The 15925-nt window shown below is 68.6% G+C and carries 20 protein-coding genes and 1 tRNA gene; 19 read left to right on the plus strand and 2 right to left on the minus strand.

What is annotated here, in order from left to right; genetic code table 11:
* Positions 1–6: 6 nt before the first annotated feature.
* Positions 7–348: a zf-TFIIB domain-containing protein gene (locus tag ACO2Q1_RS02545; RefSeq protein WP_423327975.1), complete on the minus strand. Its 342-nt coding sequence runs from the start codon at positions 346–348 to the stop codon at positions 7–9.
* 266 nt (positions 349–614) lie between these two features.
* Here ACO2Q1_RS02545 and ACO2Q1_RS02550 point away from each other — a divergent pair, with 266 nt between their 5' ends.
* The 6 genes from ACO2Q1_RS02550 to ACO2Q1_RS02575 all read left to right on the plus strand — a co-directional run bounded on the left by ACO2Q1_RS02550 (position 615) and on the right by ACO2Q1_RS02575 (position 4570).
* Positions 615–857: a DUF3297 family protein gene (locus ACO2Q1_RS02550; RefSeq protein WP_423327976.1), complete on the plus strand. Its 243-nt coding sequence runs from the start codon at positions 615–617 to the stop codon at positions 855–857.
* A 77-nt stretch (positions 858–934) separates the two neighbouring features.
* Complete coding sequence (locus ACO2Q1_RS02555) at positions 935–2389, plus strand: M20/M25/M40 family metallo-hydrolase (protein ID WP_423327977.1); 1455 nt, start codon at positions 935–937, stop codon at positions 2387–2389.
* Between the two features lie 10 nt (positions 2390–2399).
* Positions 2400–2484: transfer RNA gene (locus ACO2Q1_RS02560), tRNA-Leu, on the plus strand.
* An 89-nt stretch (positions 2485–2573) separates the two neighbouring features.
* Positions 2574–3110 carry a lipocalin family protein gene (locus tag ACO2Q1_RS02565; RefSeq protein WP_423327978.1) on the plus strand — a complete coding sequence of 179 codons (537 nt, stop codon included), beginning with the start codon at positions 2574–2576 and terminating at the stop codon, positions 3108–3110.
* A gap of 30 nt (positions 3111–3140) precedes the next feature.
* Complete coding sequence (locus tag ACO2Q1_RS02570) at positions 3141–4169, plus strand: SAM-dependent methyltransferase (RefSeq protein WP_423327979.1); 1029 nt, start codon at positions 3141–3143, stop codon at positions 4167–4169.
* A complete protein-coding gene (locus tag ACO2Q1_RS02575) occupies positions 4166–4570 on the plus strand; it encodes a DUF2177 family protein (protein ID WP_423327980.1) in 405 nt (134 codons plus the stop codon). The genes ACO2Q1_RS02570 and ACO2Q1_RS02575 overlap by 4 nt, the downstream gene beginning before the upstream one ends.
* Before the next feature lie 6 nt (positions 4571–4576).
* On the opposite strand, the gene ACO2Q1_RS02580 is transcribed toward ACO2Q1_RS02575, so the two are convergent.
* Positions 4577–5179 carry a response regulator transcription factor gene (locus ACO2Q1_RS02580; RefSeq protein WP_423327981.1) on the minus strand — a complete coding sequence of 201 codons (603 nt, stop codon included), beginning with the start codon at positions 5177–5179 and terminating at the stop codon, positions 4577–4579.
* 323 nt (positions 5180–5502) lie between these two features.
* Here ACO2Q1_RS02580 and ACO2Q1_RS02585 point away from each other — a divergent pair, with 323 nt between their 5' ends.
* The 13 genes from ACO2Q1_RS02585 to ACO2Q1_RS02645 are packed head-to-tail and all read left to right on the plus strand — an operon-like array spanning position 5503 to position 15900.
* On the plus strand, positions 5503–6192 hold the full coding sequence (locus ACO2Q1_RS02585; RefSeq protein WP_423327982.1) for a TorF family putative porin: 690 nt from the start codon (positions 5503–5505) through the stop codon (positions 6190–6192).
* A gap of 40 nt (positions 6193–6232) precedes the next feature.
* Entirely contained in the window at positions 6233–8170 is a 1938-nt protein-coding gene (locus ACO2Q1_RS02590) for a methyl-accepting chemotaxis protein (protein WP_423327983.1), read from the plus strand.
* Entirely contained in the window at positions 8170–8448 is a 279-nt protein-coding gene (locus tag ACO2Q1_RS02595; protein WP_423327984.1) for an STAS domain-containing protein, read from the plus strand. Before ACO2Q1_RS02590 ends, ACO2Q1_RS02595 begins: the two co-directional genes overlap by 1 nt.
* Positions 8445–8810: a response regulator gene (locus ACO2Q1_RS02600; protein WP_423327985.1), complete on the plus strand. Its 366-nt coding sequence runs from the start codon at positions 8445–8447 to the stop codon at positions 8808–8810. The genes ACO2Q1_RS02595 and ACO2Q1_RS02600 overlap by 4 nt, the downstream gene beginning before the upstream one ends.
* 1 nt (position 8811) lies before the next feature.
* Positions 8812–11181: a chemotaxis protein CheA gene (locus ACO2Q1_RS02605; RefSeq protein ID WP_423327986.1), complete on the plus strand. Its 2370-nt coding sequence runs from the start codon at positions 8812–8814 to the stop codon at positions 11179–11181.
* Positions 11182–11183: 2 nt separating this feature from the next.
* The gene (locus ACO2Q1_RS02610) at positions 11184–11645 is read left to right on the plus strand and encodes a chemotaxis protein CheW (RefSeq protein ID WP_423327987.1); all 462 of its coding nucleotides are present in this window, start codon (positions 11184–11186) and stop codon (positions 11643–11645) included.
* A complete protein-coding gene (locus ACO2Q1_RS02615; RefSeq protein ID WP_423327988.1) occupies positions 11642–12514 on the plus strand; it encodes a CheR family methyltransferase in 873 nt (290 codons plus the stop codon). The genes ACO2Q1_RS02610 and ACO2Q1_RS02615 overlap by 4 nt, the downstream gene beginning before the upstream one ends.
* Positions 12511–13554, plus strand: coding sequence for a protein-glutamate methylesterase/protein-glutamine glutaminase (locus tag ACO2Q1_RS02620; protein WP_423327989.1), 1044 nt, complete (start codon positions 12511–12513; stop codon positions 13552–13554). Before ACO2Q1_RS02615 ends, ACO2Q1_RS02620 begins: the two co-directional genes overlap by 4 nt.
* A gap of 7 nt (positions 13555–13561) precedes the next feature.
* Complete coding sequence (locus tag ACO2Q1_RS02625; RefSeq protein WP_423327990.1) at positions 13562–13951, plus strand: response regulator; 390 nt, start codon at positions 13562–13564, stop codon at positions 13949–13951.
* Entirely contained in the window at positions 13951–14490 is a 540-nt protein-coding gene (locus tag ACO2Q1_RS02630) for a chemotaxis protein CheD (protein ID WP_423328237.1), read from the plus strand. Before ACO2Q1_RS02625 ends, ACO2Q1_RS02630 begins: the two co-directional genes overlap by 1 nt.
* Positions 14490–14825, plus strand: coding sequence for a hypothetical protein (locus tag ACO2Q1_RS02635; protein WP_423327991.1), 336 nt, complete (start codon positions 14490–14492; stop codon positions 14823–14825). Before ACO2Q1_RS02630 ends, ACO2Q1_RS02635 begins: the two co-directional genes overlap by 1 nt.
* A gap of 5 nt (positions 14826–14830) precedes the next feature.
* Positions 14831–15430, plus strand: a complete 600-nt coding sequence (locus ACO2Q1_RS02640) for a response regulator (protein ID WP_423327992.1) — start codon at positions 14831–14833, stop codon at positions 15428–15430.
* A complete protein-coding gene (locus ACO2Q1_RS02645; RefSeq protein ID WP_423327993.1) occupies positions 15427–15900 on the plus strand; it encodes a chemotaxis protein CheE in 474 nt (157 codons plus the stop codon). Before ACO2Q1_RS02640 ends, ACO2Q1_RS02645 begins: the two co-directional genes overlap by 4 nt.
* Positions 15901–15925 lie beyond the last annotated feature (25 nt).

Genomic DNA, 15925 nt, shown 5'->3' on the forward strand with positions numbered 1-15925 from the left:
CCGAGGTCAGTCAAAGATGTCGAAGATCGAATCGCGCTTCTTGCGACGGCGATAGAAGTCGTCGTCATCGCGCCGGTACTTGTCCTTGCGATAGTCGTCAGGGCGATAGTTTTCCTGACGGTAGCCGTCCGGCCTGGACTGTCCCCAGGGCTGGCTCATGGGCTGGGAGGCCTGGGGCGGCGGCGCGACTGCGGCGGCGCCGTCGGCCGTCGCCGCCTCCATCAGTTTTTCCAGTTCTCCCCGGTCCAGCCACACGCCACGACAGGTCGGGCACATGTCGAACTGGACCCCGCCGCGTTCCAGCGTCTGCATGGCGGCGTTGTCATTGGGGCACATCAGAAGGGGCATCGAGGGCTCGCTTGCTCAGAGGTCAGTTTGCGCCGACGTCAGAGGCCGCAGAGGGAGGAGAGGGGCCCCGGACGCCGGCGCGTCCGTCACGATCCGACATCGCGAAGTCGCCCTGAGGAGGGGACGACCGCGCCAGAGGGGCCCGCATCGCCGCCCAGATGTGCGAAGCCGCCCGCGTGTCCGCAAGGGGACGGGATGTCGCGGCGCGGTTGGCTTCATCGCCCGGCCCGGCTATGGAGCGCCCTCGCACGAGACCAGAGCCGCCCATGTCCGACGTCCTTCCCGACCGCCTCTCCGTCGATCCCGACAGCCCCTTCCACGACGCCGACCTTCTGGCGCGCGGCATCGGCATCCGCTTCAAGGGCGAGGAAAAGACCAATGTCGAGGAATACTGCGTCTCCGAAGGCTGGGTGCGCCTCGCCGTCGGCAACCGCGTCGACCGCCGCGGCAAGCAGCTGACCGTCAAGCTTCAAGGTCCGGTCGAGCCCTATCTGAAGGGCGAAGCCTGACTGTGACCTCGCGTCTGGCCCGGGGACGGGAACACGCCTAAGACGGTGGCCTCAATTTGAGTCTGTCGAGGTCGCCCGTGCGCCGTTCCCATCCTCTCGCGTCCGCCCTGTTGGCCGGTGCCTGCGCCCTGGCTGTCGCGACGGCGGCTTCGGCCCAGTCGGCCGAGACCGTCCGCACGGCGGAGGTCCTGCGCGACGCCGCCCTCAGGGACAATGTCGCCCTCGACTACGTCACCCAGGTCACGACCCGGTTCGGCGCCCGGCCGGCGGGGTCGCCGGCGGAACAGGCCGCCGCCGCCTGGTCGGCCGAGTATCTGAAGTCGATCGGTTTCCAGAACGTCCGCATCCAGGAATTCCCGCTGGTGGGCTGGGAGCGGGGAGAGGACAGCGCCGCCCTGCTGGGCCACAATCCCCAGTCCCTGGTCGTCGCGGCCCTCGGCCACTCCATTCCCACGCCCGCAGGCGGCGTCGAGGGCGAGGTCGTCCGCTTTACAACCCTGGAGGCCCTGCAGGCTGCGCCTGACGGATCGCTCCGGGGCAAGATCGCCTATGTCGACGCGGGCCAGCTGATCCCCATGCAGGACGGCTCGGGCTACGGCCCCCTGACCCGCATCCGCGGCGCGGGTCCGGCCGAGGCCGCCAGGAAGGGCGCACTGGCCTTCGTGATGCGTTCGGTGGGCTCCGACATGCACCGCATGCCGCACACCGGCACCACCCGTTATGTCGATGGCAAGGTGCCCCTGCCGGGGTTCGCCCTGTCCGGTCCCGACGCCTCGCAGCTCAGTCGCCTGATGGACATCTCCGAGCGGGAAGGCGGCCCCGCGCCGCGGCTGCGGCTGACCTCGACCGCCCGCATCTACGAGACCCGGTCCCAGAACGTCATCGCGGACCTTCCGGGGCGCACCCGCCCGCAAGAGGTCATCGTCCTGGGCTCTCACCTCGACAGCTGGGATCTCGGCACGGGCGCCATCGACGACGCGGCCGGCGGCGCCATCACCATCGCGGCGGCCAAGGCGATCATGCAGCACGGCGCGCCGGCCCGCACGATCCGCGTCATCCTGTTCGGGGCCGAAGAGGTGGATCAGCCGAACAACACCGGCAATGGCGGCGGCGCCTATCTGCGCAGCCTCAGCGCCGAGGAACTGGCCAACCATGTCTTCACCGGCGAAAGCGACTTCGGCGCCGATCGGGTCTACGCCCTGGGTCTGCCGGTCGGCGCGCAGAGGTCGGATTTCGCCCGCGCCGCGGCCCGGGTTCTGTACCCGATCGGCGTCCTGCCGTCGGCGGATCCGGAAACCAGCGGCGGCGCCGACATCGGTCCGATCGTTCAGGCCGGTGTGCCCGTCTTCCGTCTGAACCAGGACGGCACGCGCTATTTCGACCTGCACCACACGGCCGATGACACCCTGGACAAGATCGATCCGGCCCAGATGAGCCAGAACGTCGCCGCCTGGACCGCCCTGATCTGGCTGGCGGCCGACAGCGACGTCGATTTCCGCGCCATGCGCCCCGCCGCCCCGGCAGGACGCTGACCCGCGCGCCGCGAGCGTGGCGAAATTGGTAGACGCAACGGACTTAAAATCCGTCGACTTCGGTCATGCGGGTTCGACCCCCGCCGCTCGCACCATCATCTGATCCGCCGGTCGGGCATCCGATCGCGGCCCTCGTGCGTAGTGCTCGTGAAGGCCCCGCTGGGGATTGGCGACGAGGTGCGACATGGGTGTTTCGAAGGTCACCAGTCGGTCGGTTCTGGCGACAATGGCCGCCGCCGTTTCGCTGGCGACGCCGGCCTGGGCCGAGGCGCCGGAGCCGCGTCGGGTGCTGGACCTGGATCGCTTCATGGGGCGCTGGCACGAGATTCTGCGGACGCCCAACAATCACCAGCGCGACTGCTGGGCCGCCAGCCAGGTCTGGAGCCGGGCCGGCGACGGACGTTTCTCGATCCGCCAGACCTGCCATCGGGGATCGCGAACCGGGCCGGTGCGCACCATCAACACCGCCGCGCGGCTGTTGGACACCCGCACCAACGCCAAGTTCGAGGCCAGTTTCTTCGGCGGGCTGATCCGCCAGCGCTACTGGGTCATCGACGTGGCGCCAGATTACAGCTGGATGATCGCCACGACGGCTGACGGCGACTTTCCGGCGCTCCTGTCCCGCAATCCCTCGATGCCGGAGGCTGAGCGCACCCGTCTTGTGGCGCGCATGGCCCAACTCGGCCTGCCGACGCGCCAGCTCGAACCGTCGGGCGGCTGACGCCGCCATTTCAGTGGAGATGACCCTCGCATGACCTTCATCGCCGACAGCGTCAATCGCCTGCAGGATGCGCCGTTTCCCGACTTCCTGACGCGGCCGGCCATCGGCCTGCTGGTCGCCAACGCCCGGCGTCGCCTGGCCCAGGATCCGGCTGACGCGAGCGGATTTGCGCGGGAAATGGCGGCGCGCCCGGTGGCTGAACACACCGACGCCGCCAACGCCCAGCATTACGAATTGCCCGCCCGCTTCTTTGAGCTGTGCCTCGGGCCGCACCGCAAATATTCGTCCTGCTGGTTCCCCACGCCCGACGCGGATCTGGGGACTGCGGAAGCCGCCGCCCTGGGCCTGACCTGCGAACATGCCGACCTGCATGACGGTCAGGAGGTTCTGGAGCTTGGGTGCGGTTGGGGTTCGCTGTCGCTGTGGATGGCCGAACGCTATCCGGCGTCGCGGATCACGGCTGTCTCGAATTCACGCAGTCAGAAGGCCGAGATCGACGCTCTGGCCCGGCGACGAGGTCTGGGCAATCTGACCGTCGTCACCGCCGACATGAACGTCTTTTCGACCGACCGGACGTTCGACCGCATCGTCTCGGTCGAGATGTTCGAACACATGGCCAACTGGCGCGAGCTGCTGGGCCGGTGCCGCGGCTGGCTGAAACCCGACGGGCGGATGTTCGTCCATGTCTTCAGCCACCTGGATCGGCCCTACCGCTTCGAGGTGTCGGACGACAGCGACTTTATCGCCCAGCATTTCTTCACCGGCGGGGTGATGCCCAGCCATGATCTGATGCACCAGTACGCCGACCTGATGCAGGTCGAGGCCGACTGGCGCTGGGATGGGACCCACTACCAACGCACCGCAGATCTTTGGCTGCGGAACTTCGATCAGAACCGGACGGAGATCCGGACTTTGATGAACGAGGTCTATGGCGCGGACGCGGCCCTGTGGATGCGGCGCTGGCGTCGGTTCTTCATGGCGACGGCAGGCCTCTTCGGCGACAGCGACGGCAAGGTCTGGGGCGTCAGCCATTATCGATTGAAAAGGCGCGAGGCATGATGCGGGCGATTGCGGCGATCGGCGCCACGGGCGTCGTCTTTCTGATCCTGGATGCGATCTGGCTGACCGTGGTCGGCGGGCGGCTGTACCGGCCGATCCTGGGCGATCTGCTGGCGCCGAGCGTGAACTGGCCTGCGGCCGTCGCCTTCTACCTGATCTATCTGGGAGGGATCGGCTTCTTCGCCGTCTGGCCCGCGCTCGATCAGGGACAGTGGACACGCGCGGCCCTGAACGGCGCCGTTCTGGGGCTTGTCGCCTACGCCACCTATGATCTGACCAATCAGGCGACCCTTCGCACCTGGAGCACCACCATCACCCTGGCCGACATCGCCTGGGGGACGTTCGTCACCTGCGCTGCGGCCACGGCAGGGTATTTCGCGGGACGGATGGTGGGGCGCTGAGAAAGCTCAGGCCAGGTCCACGCTCATCCTGACCAGGGCGGACAGGTTGGCGGCTTCCATCTTGGCCATGACCTTGGCGCGGAAAATCTCGACGGTGCGCGGACTGATGTCCAGTTCGGCCGCGATCTCCTTGTTGGCCCGGCCGGCCGCGAGGGCGTCGAACACCTGACGTTCGCGCGCCGTCAACTGGGCCAGGTTGAGGGCGTTGCGGGCGCGCGCCTCGATCCGGGGGCGGTCCTGCATCAGCCCTTCGACGCAGTTTAGGACCGAAGACACCAGGCGCTGCGGTTCAAAGGGCTTCTCGATCAGGTCGCGGACGCCGGCCTTCATCAACTCCACAGCAGACGCGACATCGGCCCGGGCGGTCAGGACAATCACCGGCCAGGCTTCGCCATGTAGGTCCAGGACCTGCCGCGCGACATCCACGTCTTCGGCGGAAGACGCCGGCATCTCTGTCACAACGCAGGCCAGGCTGTCCGAGGGTAGATGATCAAGGAACAGGCGACCGCTGGAAAACCCTCGCGCCCTCAACCCTGCCGCGCGCAAGTGACCGATCACCGCGTCACGGGCCGTCGCCTCCTGATCAATGACGAAAACGGAGGGTCTCATGTTCGCACTCTCGCCCCAGGCGCTGTGCGAAGAGGGAAGACGGCGGCGCGATCCATCCCACAATACTCGCGACCAAACTGTCACGCTAACCTATCAGCCCGCGCGAGGACCGTAAACCGGACGGCGGCCACGTCGGGACGATGGCCGAACGGCCGGCTCCTGCAGCGGAATTGCGGGGATTTCCGCTCTTTTCACGCAGGACGCCGCCGCGTGAAAATCGGGGTTAGGTAATCCTACGTAGGTCGGGATTCACGAAGAATATTCAGTCCTCCCGTCAACCTTAACAGCGTGGGGGCCAGAACGGTCCCGTTGTGGATGGGACTATGACTTACGACTGTGTTCGCCTGTGCGGCGTGTTGTCCGCCGGCATTCTGGCCGTTTCGGCCGGTGCGGCTTCGGCCGAAGATGGAGTTTCGGTGCAGCTGGGCGTGGCCAGCGAATATGTGGGCAAGGGCCTCGGCAAGAGCGACGAGAAGCCTGCGGTGTCGGGGTCGATCGAGTACAGCCGCGGCGGCGCCTACGCCAGCCTGTTCGCCTCGACCGCCAAACTGTCGCAGGGCTCGGATTCCGAAATCCTGACCACCGTCGGCTATCGCTTCGAGGCCGCCGGGACCGACTTCGACGTGGCGATCATCAATCGCGACCTGCCCGGCACCCGCAAGGGCGTGGACGCCAACTACACCGAGTATCAGGCCGACGCGTCGCGCAAGTTCGGTCCGGTCTCGACGCGGTTCCGCGTCAACTACACCGCCGACGGGTTCTCGGCGACGCAGGAGGCCTGGTGGGTCGAACTGCAGGGCGGGATCGCCCTCGACAAGTCCACGCGCGCGACTGCGGCGATCGCGGATCGCAGCGCCGACGGCGGCGCCGAATACACCGCCTGGAATGTCGGCGTGAAGCGCAAGCTCGGCGACCGGTTCGCCCTGGATGTGCGCTGGTATGACACCGATGGACATCGCTACGGCGCCAGCTACGAGGGCCGCCTCGTGGCCGGCCTGACCTTCTCTCTCTGACAACTTCCTGATCGCAATCCGGACCGGCTGAGGATCTGCAATGCATCTGAGTAATGTTCCGATCGGCAAGAAGCTGATCCTGGCTTTCGGCGCCGTGCTTCTGGCGATCGGCGTCATGGGCGCGACCCTGGCGTTCAACTTCCAGTCGCTGAAGCGTTCCGACGCCGCCCGCACCGTCGCGAACGAGATCGTTCGCGACACCTCGGCCGCCGAGTTCGCCATGGCCCGCCAGGAGAACAGCTTCCGCGGCTATCTGATCTCGGGCGACGACTACTATATCGAGCGGGCCAACACCCACCGCGCCACCTTCAAGGCGATGCTCGCCGAGCTTCGTCAAACGGACGACGGATCGGCGCTGGCCGATATCGACGCCGCCGAAAAGGCGGGCGACGTCTGGTTCGACGGCGTGGTGGTCGCGGGGCAGGCGCTCTATCGCGATCCTGCGACCCGGGCCCAGGCTGTCGCCCTGGTCGGCCAGGACGGCGCCGCCGACGCCCTGATGGGCACGGTCGAAGGCTCGATCGACAGCCTGAAGGAAAAGACCGCGGCCAAGCTGGACGCGGCCCGTGAACTGCAGCGCGGAGCCACGGCAGCCGCCCAATGGGGTCTGTGGATCGGTCTGGCCTTCGCCCTGCTGATCGCCTTCGGCGCCAGCTGGGTGCTGCAGCGCGGCATCGCCCGCCCGGTGCTCACCATGACGGGCTACATGCGCAAGCTGATGGCCGGCGACAACGCCATCCAGATCCCCGAGGCCGCCCGCAAGGACGAAATCGGTCAGATGGGGCTGGCGGTCATCGCCTTCCGCGACTCCGCTGTCGAGAAGCTGCGCGTCGAGGCCCAGGCGGCCGCCGACCGCAACATGACGGATGCCGAGCGGGCCGCCAACGAGGCCGAGAAGGCGCGCATCGCCGCCGAGGACGCCGTGACGGTCGAGGCCCTGGGCAAGGGGTTGTCGGCCATCGCCGACGGCGACCTGACGCATCGCTTCACCGCCGATGTCGCGCCGCGCGCCCAGCAGCTGAAGGACGACTTCAACCGCGCCGTGTCCCAGCTTCAGGAAGCCATGGGCGTGGTGGTTCAGAACGTCGCCGCCATCCGCTCCGGCTCCGGCGAGATCAGCCAGGCCGCTGACGACCTGTCGCGCCGCACCGAACAGCAGGCGGCGTCGCTGGAGGAAACCGCCGCGGCCCTCGACGAGATCACCGCCACGGTCAATCGCACCGCCTCGGGCGCGCGCCAGGCCTCGGACACCGTCCAGGCCGCCAAGAGCGACGCCGAAGCCTCCGGCGTGGTCGTCCGCGACGCCGTCAGCGCCATGGGCGACATCGAGAAGTCGGCCCAGGAGATCAGCCAGATCATCGGCGTGATCGACGAGATCGCCTTCCAGACCAATCTTCTGGCCCTGAACGCCGGGGTCGAGGCCGCCCGTGCGGGCGACGCCGGTCGCGGCTTCGCCGTCGTGGCCTCGGAAGTCCGCGCCCTGGCCCAACGCTCGGCCGAGGCCGCCAAGGAGATCAAGTCGCTGATCTCCCACTCCAGCACCCAGGTGAACTCGGGCGTCACCCTGGTCGGCCAGACGGGCGAGGCGTTGCAACGCATCGTCGGCCGTGTCGCCGAGATCGACGGCCTGGTGTCCGAAATCGCCGCCTCCGCCCAGGAGCAGGCCACCGGCCTTCAGCAGGTCAACACCGCCGTCAACCAGATGGATCAGGTGACCCAGCAGAACGCCGCCATGGTCGAGCAGTCGACGGCCGCCAGCCACTCCCTGTCGCAGGAAGCCCAGGTTCTGGCCCAGTCGGTGTCGCGCTTCCGCATCGGCGCCGAACGTGCGGCTCCGGCCGCCCGCCAGGCCCCGGCCCGTCCCGCCGAGCCCCGCCCGGCGGCCCGTCCGGTCGCGGCCCTGCGCACCACCGGTCGCGGCGGCGCCGCGCCCCGCTATGAGCCCGCCGCCGCCGAAGACGGCTGGGAGGAGTTCTGATGACGGCGGCCTGCTACAGCCTGCCGGCCGTGCTGGACCTCGGCCAGGCCCCCGTGCTCAGGAGCGAGCTCCTGGCGCGGCGGGGGTCGGCCCTGACCCTGGACGCTTCCGCCGTCGATCGTCTGGGTGGTCTGTGCCTTCAGGTCCTGCTGGCCGCCCGTCGCACCTGGGACGGCGACGGCCACGCCCTGGCCATCGCCTCCGCCTCGGAAGCCTTTCTCAATCAGTGGACCGCCTTCGGCGCCGACCCGAGCGCCGTTCAGGGAGACGCCGCGTGACCAAGACCGTTCTCACCGTCGATGATTCCCGCACGATGCGCGACATGCTGCTGATCGCCCTGGCCGACGCCGGCTACAAGGTGATCCAGGCGGTCGACGGCGTGGACGGGCTCGAGACCCTCAGCGCCCAGGGCGCCGATGTGGTCATCACCGACATCAACATGCCCCGCCTCGACGGCTTCGGCTTCATCGAGGGGATGCGCGCGGATCCGAACCACCGCACCACGCCGGTGCTGGTCCTGACCACCGAGAGCGACGCGGCCAAGAAGCAGCGCGCGCGCGAGGCCGGCGCCACGGGCTGGATCGTGAAGCCCTTCGACCCGGCCAAGCTGGTTGACGCCGTGCGTCGGGTGGCGGCCTGAGATGACTGACGCGGTCGATCCGTTCGAGGCGGTCAAGATCGTCTTCTACCAGGAGTGCGACGAACTCCTGGGCGATCTGGAGGCGGGCCTGCTGGCGCTCGAGGCCGACACGGGCGATGACGAGACGGTCAACGCCGTTTTCCGCGCCGTGCACTCGGTCAAGGGCGGGGCAGGGGCCTTCGGTCTCGACGCCCTTGTGCGTTTCGCCCACGTCTTCGAGACGCTGCTGGACGAGATCCGCGCCGGTCGCAAACCCTGTGACGACGTCACCGTCCGCACCCTGCTGCGCGCGGCCGATGTCCTGGCCGACCACGTTTCCGCCGCGCGCGGCCAGTGCGCGCCGGTCGATGAGGCCCGTTCGGCGATGATGGTGGGCGAGCTTGAGGCCCTGACGTTCGGCGACGGGGCCGTCATCTCGTCCTCGGCGCCTGGCGACGCGGCCGAGCCGTTCGATCTGCCCGACTTCACCCCGATGGCCGCCGTTCTGCCGGGCGCGGAGGGTTCGACCGGTCCCGAACCGGACGAGTTCGGCTTTCAGCCCGTCGCCTTCGACTTCGCCGCGCTCGGCTCCGCCGATCCGGCGCCGGAAAACGTCGAGACCGCCGCGCAGCGCGGCTGGCGCATCCGTTTCCGGCCGCATGGCCGGATGTACGCCAGCGCCAACGAAACGGGACTTCTGCTGCGCGAGCTGGGTCGATTGGGCGAGATGCAGGTGACGCTCGATGACAGCGCCCTGCCGGACCTGGAAACGCTCCAGCCCGACGAGGGCTATCTGTCCTGGACCGTCGATCTGCAAGCCGCCTGCACTGAAGCCGACGTGCGCGACGTCTTCGACTTCGTCGAGGCCGACTGTGATCTCAGCGTCGAGCCGCTGACGGCAGGCGCTGAACTGGTCGAGGCCGCAGCCCCGGCCAGCCCTCCGAACGACGACCTCGACATCGCCGCCCTGCTGATGCGCGCCCAGTCTTCGCCGGTCATGGACCCTTCGACAGCTGTCGCGCCGCCCGCCATGCCGCCGGTCGCGCCTCCCGCCGACGTTACCGTCGCCGACGTGCCCGTCGCCGCGGCTTCGGCGCCGGTCGCGGCGCCCGTGGCCGCCCCTGCTCCTACCGCTCCTGCCGCCTCTGCGCCTGCCGCCTCCGGGCCGGCGGCGCCGGCGCCGGCCACCATTCGCGTCGATCTGGATCGCGTGGATCGGCTGATCAACGTCGTCGGCGAACTGGTCATCCAGCAGGCCATGCTGGCCCAGCGCGTCACCGAAAGCGGCCTGACCCGCGCCTCCGGCGTGCTCGGGGGCCTCGAGGATCTGGAGCTGCTGACGCGCGAGATCCAGGACAGCGTCATGGCCATCCGGGCCCAGCCGGTGAAGTCGGTGTTCCAGCGCATGACCCGCCTTGTGCGCGAGGTCGGGGACATGACCGGCAAGCGCGTGCGCCTGGTCACCGCCGGCGAGGACACCGAGGTCGACAAGACGGTGGTCGAGCGGCTCGCCGAACCGATCACCCACATGCTGCGCAACGCCATCGACCACGGGCTGGAGACGCCGGACGTGCGCCTGGCGGCCGGCAAGCCCCAGGAGGGCACCGTCCGTCTGGCCGCCCTGCATCGCTCGGGCCGCATCGTCATCGAAATCAGCGACGACGGCGCGGGCATCAATCGCGACCGCGTGCGCGGCATCGCCGTCGAGCGCGGCCTGATCGCGGCCGACGCGGCCCTGACCGACGAGGAGATCGACAATCTGATCTTCATGGCCGGCTTCTCGACGGCGGAGTCGATTTCCGACATCTCCGGCCGAGGCGTCGGGATGGACGTGGTCAAGCGGTCGATCCAGTCGCTCGGCGGCCGCATCTCCATCACCTCCACCCCGGGCCGGGGTTCGACCTTTACCCTCAGCCTGCCGCTGACGCTGGCCGTTCTGGACGGCATGGTGGTCACCGCCGCCGCCCAGACGCTGGTCGCGCCACTGAACGCCATCGTCGAAAGCCTGACGCCGCGTTCAGGCGACGTGCACCGGATCGGCGGCCGCGACCCGGTGATCCGCTTCCGCGACGCCTTTGTGCCGTTGATCGACGTCGCCCACGCGATGGGCTTCAGCGACGAACCGATCGCCCCGGAGACCGGCGTCGCGGTGGTGGTCGAAACCGAGGCCGGCACGGCCGCCGCCCTGCTGTTCGACGCCATCCAGGGACAGCGCCAGGTGGTGATCAAGAGCCTCGAGACCAACTACCAGCAGGTCGACGGCGTGGCCGCCGCCACCATTCTGGGCGACGGCCGTGTGGCCCTGATCCTGGACGTGGACGCCCTCGTCGGCGCCTCGCGCCGCCGTTCCCGGCCCGACACCCCCCGTAACGACCTCAAACTCGCGAGCTGAACATGACCGATCCGCTTCAAGCCGGCGCCGTCCGCGAACTGATCGCCTTCCGCATCGGCGACCAGGAGTTCTGCGTCGACATCATGGCCGTGCGGGAAATCCGCGGCTGGACCCCGGCGACGCCTCTGCCGCGATCGCCCGCCTTCATGAAGGGCGTGATCAATCTTCGTGGGGCCGTGTTGCCGATCGTCGATCTGGGGGCCCGCTTTGGCCTGAGGACGGGGGAACCCTCGGCCCGCCACGTCATCATGGTGGCCCATATCGCCGGCCGACTGGTCGGCCTGCTGGTGGACGCCGTGTCCGACATCATCCAGCTGACCGACGAGGCCGTGCAGCCGACGCCGGACGTGGCCAGCGATCAGGTGCGTCTGTTCGTCAAGGGCATCTTCGCCATCGACGGTCGCATGGTCAGCCTCATCGATCTCGATCACATCCTGCCGGAAAGCGAAGCCGAGGCCGCATGACCCGTCCCGCCAGTCGGGAATCCCTTGTCGAGGGCGAGTTCGTCTTCACCGCAGAGGATTTCCGGCGCATCGCCCACATCCTGCACAGCCACGCCGGCATCGCCCTGAACGAGGGCAAGGCCGCGCTGGTCTATTCGCGCCTGGCCAAGCGGTTGCGGGCGCTTGGGCTGCGCAGCTTCCGGGATTACTGCTCGCTGATCGACGGCGTGGAGGGGGTGGACGAGCGTCAGGCGATGACGGCGGCCCTGACCACGAACGTCACCCGCTTCTTCCGCGAACCCCATCATTTCGATCACCTGCGCGATGTCGTCATGCCCGTCCTGGCCGAGCGCGCCCGTCGCGGCGAGCGCCTGCGTCTGTGGTCGGCCGCCTGTTCGAATGGTCAGGAACCCTATTCCATGGCCATGACGGTGCTGTCGGTCCTGCCCGAGGCTTTGGACCTGGACGTGCGCATCCTGGCGACCGACATCGATCCCAACATGGTCGCCGAAGGCGCCGCCGGCCTCTACCCGGAAGAGGCGCTGGAGGCCGCGCCGCCGCTGCTGCGCCATCGCCATTTCGAGAAGGCCGGGCCCGGCGTGCACGGTCGGCCGATGCTGTCGGCCGGACCCGAGCTGCGCGAGTTGGTGACGTTCCGGGAGCTCAACCTGATCGGCGACTGGCCGATGCGCGGCAAGTTCGACGTGATCTTCTGCCGCAACGTCGTCATCTATTTCGATGATGAGACCCAGGAAAAGGTCTGGAGCCGCTTCCTTCCGACGATGACGGCGGACGGCGTGCTCTACATCGGGCATTCCGAGCGGGTCAGCGGCCCGGCGGCGACGCAACTGCGGACCAGCGGCCTGACCACCTATCGGAGGGCGTCATGACGGCGCCGGTCCGGGTCCTGATCGTCGATGACTCGCCGACCATGCGCGGCCTGATCTCGGCCGCCCTGCGTCGCGATCCGGACATCGAGGTCATCGGGGCGGCCGCAGACCCGCTGGAAGCGCGCGCCCTGATCAAGGAGTTGAATCCCGACGTCATCACCCTGGACGTCGAAATGCCCAATATGAACGGGCTGGAATTCCTCGAGAAGATCATGCGGCTTCGGCCGATGCCGGTCGTCATGGTCTCGACCCTGACCCAGGCCGGAGCTGAGATCACCCTGGCCGCCCTCGAAATGGGCGCCGTGGACGCGGTCGGAAAGCCGGGCGCGGGCGCCAGCGCCGCCGAGGCATTCGCCGAACTGGCGCTGAAGGTGAAGTCCGCCGCCCGGTCGCGTGTGCGTCAGCGCGCAGAGCCCTTCGTGCCCAGCCGGCGCGAGGACTATCGCCCCCAGGCCGATCACGTCCTGGCCATCGGCGCCTCCACCGGCGGGGTCGAGGCCCTGCTGACCATCGTCTCGGCCTTTCCGGCGAACTGCCCGGCGACCGTCATCACCCAGCACATGCCCGGCACCTTCACCGGCAGCTTCGCGGCGCGTCTCGACAAGGCCTCGGCGGCCGTGGTCACCGAAGCGCGCGACGGCGACATGCTGAAGCCGGGCCATATCTATCTCGCGCCCGGCGGCGCGGCCCATCTCGAAGTGGTCGGCGCGGCGCCCCGCTGCCGGCTGGTGGCCAGCGACCCGGTCAACGGGCATCGCCCGTCCGTCGATGTCCTGTTTCGATCGGTCAGCCGCCTGCGTCGGCCTATGACCGGCGTCATCCTGACCGGGATGGGCCGCGACGGCGCTCAGGGCCTGCTGGAGATGCGCCAGGCCGGCGCCCACACCCTCGGACAGGACGAAGCCAGTTCCGTCGTCTACGGCATGCCGCGCGCCGCCTTCGAGCTCGGCGCCGTCGAGCGCCAGTTGCCGCTTTCCCGTCTCGCCAACACCATTCTGGATCTGTGCGTCGCCTCCGCCGACGCCCGACCCGCCGCCTGAGGATCCGATGCCTGCCGCCAGCGCCATTCATACCCTGATCGTCGATGACCAGATGTCGATGCGCGGCCTGATCCGCAACAGTCTGCAGCAGATCGGGATTCAGGAAATCCGCGAGGCTTCGGACGGGGAGGCGGGCCTGCGCGAAATGATCAGCCGTCCCGCTCACCTGATCATCTCCGACTTCAACATGCCCAAGCTGGACGGACTGGGTCTGCTGCGCGCCGTTCGCGCCCATGAGCCCACGCGGGGCTCGGCCTTCATCATGCTGACCGGCCGCGCCGACCGCGAACTGGTGCAGCGCGCCGTCCAGTTCGGCGTGAACAACTATCTCGTCAAACCCTTCACCGTCGCCCAGCTCAAGGAGAAGCTGGAGGCCGTGTTCGGACCCCTGACATGATGTCCGCCGCCGCCCTGGCGACCGAGCGGAGGATCCACGTTGGTCAGGGTGAGCACCATGTGACCTCCGATCCCGACGTGCTGCTGACCACGATTCTCGGCAGCTGCGTCGCCCTGTGCCTGCGGGACCCGGTCGCCGGCGTCGGGGGCATGAACCACTTCCTGCTGCCCGAAGGCGCGGGAGCCGGCACCGACGCCGGCCGCCGTTACGGCGCCTATGCGATGGAGTTGCTGATCAACGACCTGCTCAAGGCGGGCGGACGTCGCGACCGGCTCGAGGCCAAGCTGTTCGGCGGCGGCCGGATGTTCGACTCTCTCCGCGATGTCGGTCGGGCCAACGCCGATTTCGCGGAGCGTTTCCTGCAGGACGAAGGCATTCCGCTGGTCGGCGGCAGCCTGCGCGGTCAAGGCGGGCGTCGGCTTCACTACTGGCCGGTCTCCGGGCGGGCGCTTCAACGAGCCGTGACCGACAACCATGTGCCCGCGCCGGTCGCGTCGCCGGCCCCGCCCTCGGGCGGCGGCATGCTGGAGCTGTTCTGATGCCCCAGGATCCACTGCACAGCCTCCTGTCGGCCGTGGGCGACGAACTGGGCGACATGCGGATCGACCTGGACGATCTCGCCGCCCTGACCTCCGAGCTGATGGCGGACGTCCCGGATGCGGCGCGTGAGACCGCCATGGTCCGGGCCCAGGCCTATGACCTGCTGCTCCAGCGTCTGGACGAACTCAGCGGCCTGCTGGCGGCGCTGGGAGCCGGCGCGCCGGTCGACCTGTCGCTTCACGCCCTCAGCCTGTCCGACCTGTCTGCGCGCCTCGGCGGCGCCGCGGCCGCCCATGACCCGGCCTCCGACGGCGGCGAAGTTCATCTGTTCTGACGACGATGGCCAAGGCGTCCCCCTCTGATCGTGTGAACCTCGCCCAGTCCGCCGTGCTGCTGGTCGATCACAATCGTCAGTCGCTGGACATGCTGAGCTCGATTTTCCACGGCTTCGGCGTGCGCGAGCAGGTCAAGTGCGAGGACTCGGCGGAGGCCGCCAAGCTGGTGCAGAGCCGGGACTTCGATCTGATCCTCATCGACTGCTCCATGCCCGGCATGGACGGCTATGACTTTATCAAATGGCTGCGCCGCGAGACGGCTCCGCCGCTGCGCTACACGCCGGTGATCATGCTGACCGGCCACGCGGCCCAGTCGAAGGTGCAGAAGAGCCGCGACTGCGGCGCCAGCTTCATCGTCGCCAAACCCCTGACGCCCAGCGTCCTGCTGCAACGGGTGCTCTGGCTGGCGGCGGACGAGCGCCAGTTCGTCGAATGCGACACCTACGTCGGGCCGGATCGTCGCGTCCGCAACTTTGGGCCGCCGCCCGGACAGGCGGGCCGCCGGTCGGGTGATCTGTCCGCAGAGGTCGGCGTCGCGACCGAGGCCAATATGGACCAGTCTGACATCGACCAGATGTTCAAGCCGATGAAGGTGTCGATATGAGCGAAGCGCGCCTGCTGAAGATCAAGTCGCCCCTGGCGCGCCAGGTCCACGAGCCCGGCGGCCGCACTGTGCGCGACGCCGAGATGCGCGCCAATCGAGAGCTCGAGGTTCACCGCGCCCCGGTGATGGCCGCCATCGCCGCCGCCGTGGACGAACTGGAGGCCATCAGCGCCGAGGCCTCGCCCGACGCCGGTCCGCGCGTCTACGCCACGGCGTCGCGGATCATCGACATCGGCGGCTACTTCGACACCGGTCCGCTGCACGAGGCGGTCTACAGCCTGTGCGATGTGGCCGACCGGATGATCGGCGCCCAGATGTGGCACTGGCCCTCGGTCGACGTGCATCTGCGCGCCCTGCGCCTGATCCTGGCCGGCGACTGTCGCACCAGCCGGTCCAGCGCCGTGCTGCTTGACGGCCTGCGTTCTGTCGCCGAGCGGATCAATCAGCTCACCGCCCCGCCCGCGGACTGACACGCCCTTCGACGGCGCGCGAATT

Origin of the sequence: Brevundimonas sp. VNH65, assembly GCF_049445955.1 — a bacterium.
GTDB lineage: Bacteria > Pseudomonadota > Alphaproteobacteria > Caulobacterales > Caulobacteraceae > Brevundimonas.

Excerpts from the sequence above, each read along its gene's own strand:
- ACO2Q1_RS02645 (WP_423327993.1), top strand. The coding sequence starts at position 15,427 with ATGAGCGAAGCGCGCCTGCTGAAGATCAAGTCGCCCCTGGCGCGCCAG.
- ACO2Q1_RS02550 (WP_423327976.1), top strand. The coding sequence starts at position 615 with ATGTCCGACGTCCTTCCCGACCGCCTCTCCGTCGATCCCGACAGCCCC.
- ACO2Q1_RS02595 (WP_423327984.1), top strand. The coding sequence starts at position 8,170 with ATGACGGCGGCCTGCTACAGCCTGCCGGCCGTGCTGGACCTCGGCCAG.
- ACO2Q1_RS02545 (WP_423327975.1), bottom strand. The coding sequence starts at position 348 with ATGCCCCTTCTGATGTGCCCCAATGACAACGCCGCCATGCAGACGCTG.
- ACO2Q1_RS02605 (WP_423327986.1), top strand. The coding sequence starts at position 8,812 with ATGACTGACGCGGTCGATCCGTTCGAGGCGGTCAAGATCGTCTTCTAC.
- ACO2Q1_RS02565 (WP_423327978.1), top strand. The coding sequence starts at position 2,574 with ATGGGTGTTTCGAAGGTCACCAGTCGGTCGGTTCTGGCGACAATGGCC.
- ACO2Q1_RS02610 (WP_423327987.1), top strand. The coding sequence starts at position 11,184 with ATGACCGATCCGCTTCAAGCCGGCGCCGTCCGCGAACTGATCGCCTTC.
- ACO2Q1_RS02590 (WP_423327983.1), top strand. The coding sequence starts at position 6,233 with ATGCATCTGAGTAATGTTCCGATCGGCAAGAAGCTGATCCTGGCTTTC.
- ACO2Q1_RS02640 (WP_423327992.1), top strand. The coding sequence starts at position 14,831 with ATGGCCAAGGCGTCCCCCTCTGATCGTGTGAACCTCGCCCAGTCCGCC.
- ACO2Q1_RS02615 (WP_423327988.1), top strand. The coding sequence starts at position 11,642 with ATGACCCGTCCCGCCAGTCGGGAATCCCTTGTCGAGGGCGAGTTCGTC.
- ACO2Q1_RS02635 (WP_423327991.1), top strand. The coding sequence starts at position 14,490 with ATGCCCCAGGATCCACTGCACAGCCTCCTGTCGGCCGTGGGCGACGAA.
- ACO2Q1_RS02585 (WP_423327982.1), top strand. The coding sequence starts at position 5,503 with ATGACTTACGACTGTGTTCGCCTGTGCGGCGTGTTGTCCGCCGGCATT.
- ACO2Q1_RS02630 (WP_423328237.1), top strand. The coding sequence starts at position 13,951 with ATGTCCGCCGCCGCCCTGGCGACCGAGCGGAGGATCCACGTTGGTCAG.
- ACO2Q1_RS02625 (WP_423327990.1), top strand. The coding sequence starts at position 13,562 with ATGCCTGCCGCCAGCGCCATTCATACCCTGATCGTCGATGACCAGATG.
- ACO2Q1_RS02620 (WP_423327989.1), top strand. The coding sequence starts at position 12,511 with ATGACGGCGCCGGTCCGGGTCCTGATCGTCGATGACTCGCCGACCATG.
- ACO2Q1_RS02580 (WP_423327981.1), bottom strand. The coding sequence starts at position 5,179 with ATGAGACCCTCCGTTTTCGTCATTGATCAGGAGGCGACGGCCCGTGAC.
- ACO2Q1_RS02575 (WP_423327980.1), top strand. The coding sequence starts at position 4,166 with ATGATGCGGGCGATTGCGGCGATCGGCGCCACGGGCGTCGTCTTTCTG.
- ACO2Q1_RS02570 (WP_423327979.1), top strand. The coding sequence starts at position 3,141 with ATGACCTTCATCGCCGACAGCGTCAATCGCCTGCAGGATGCGCCGTTT.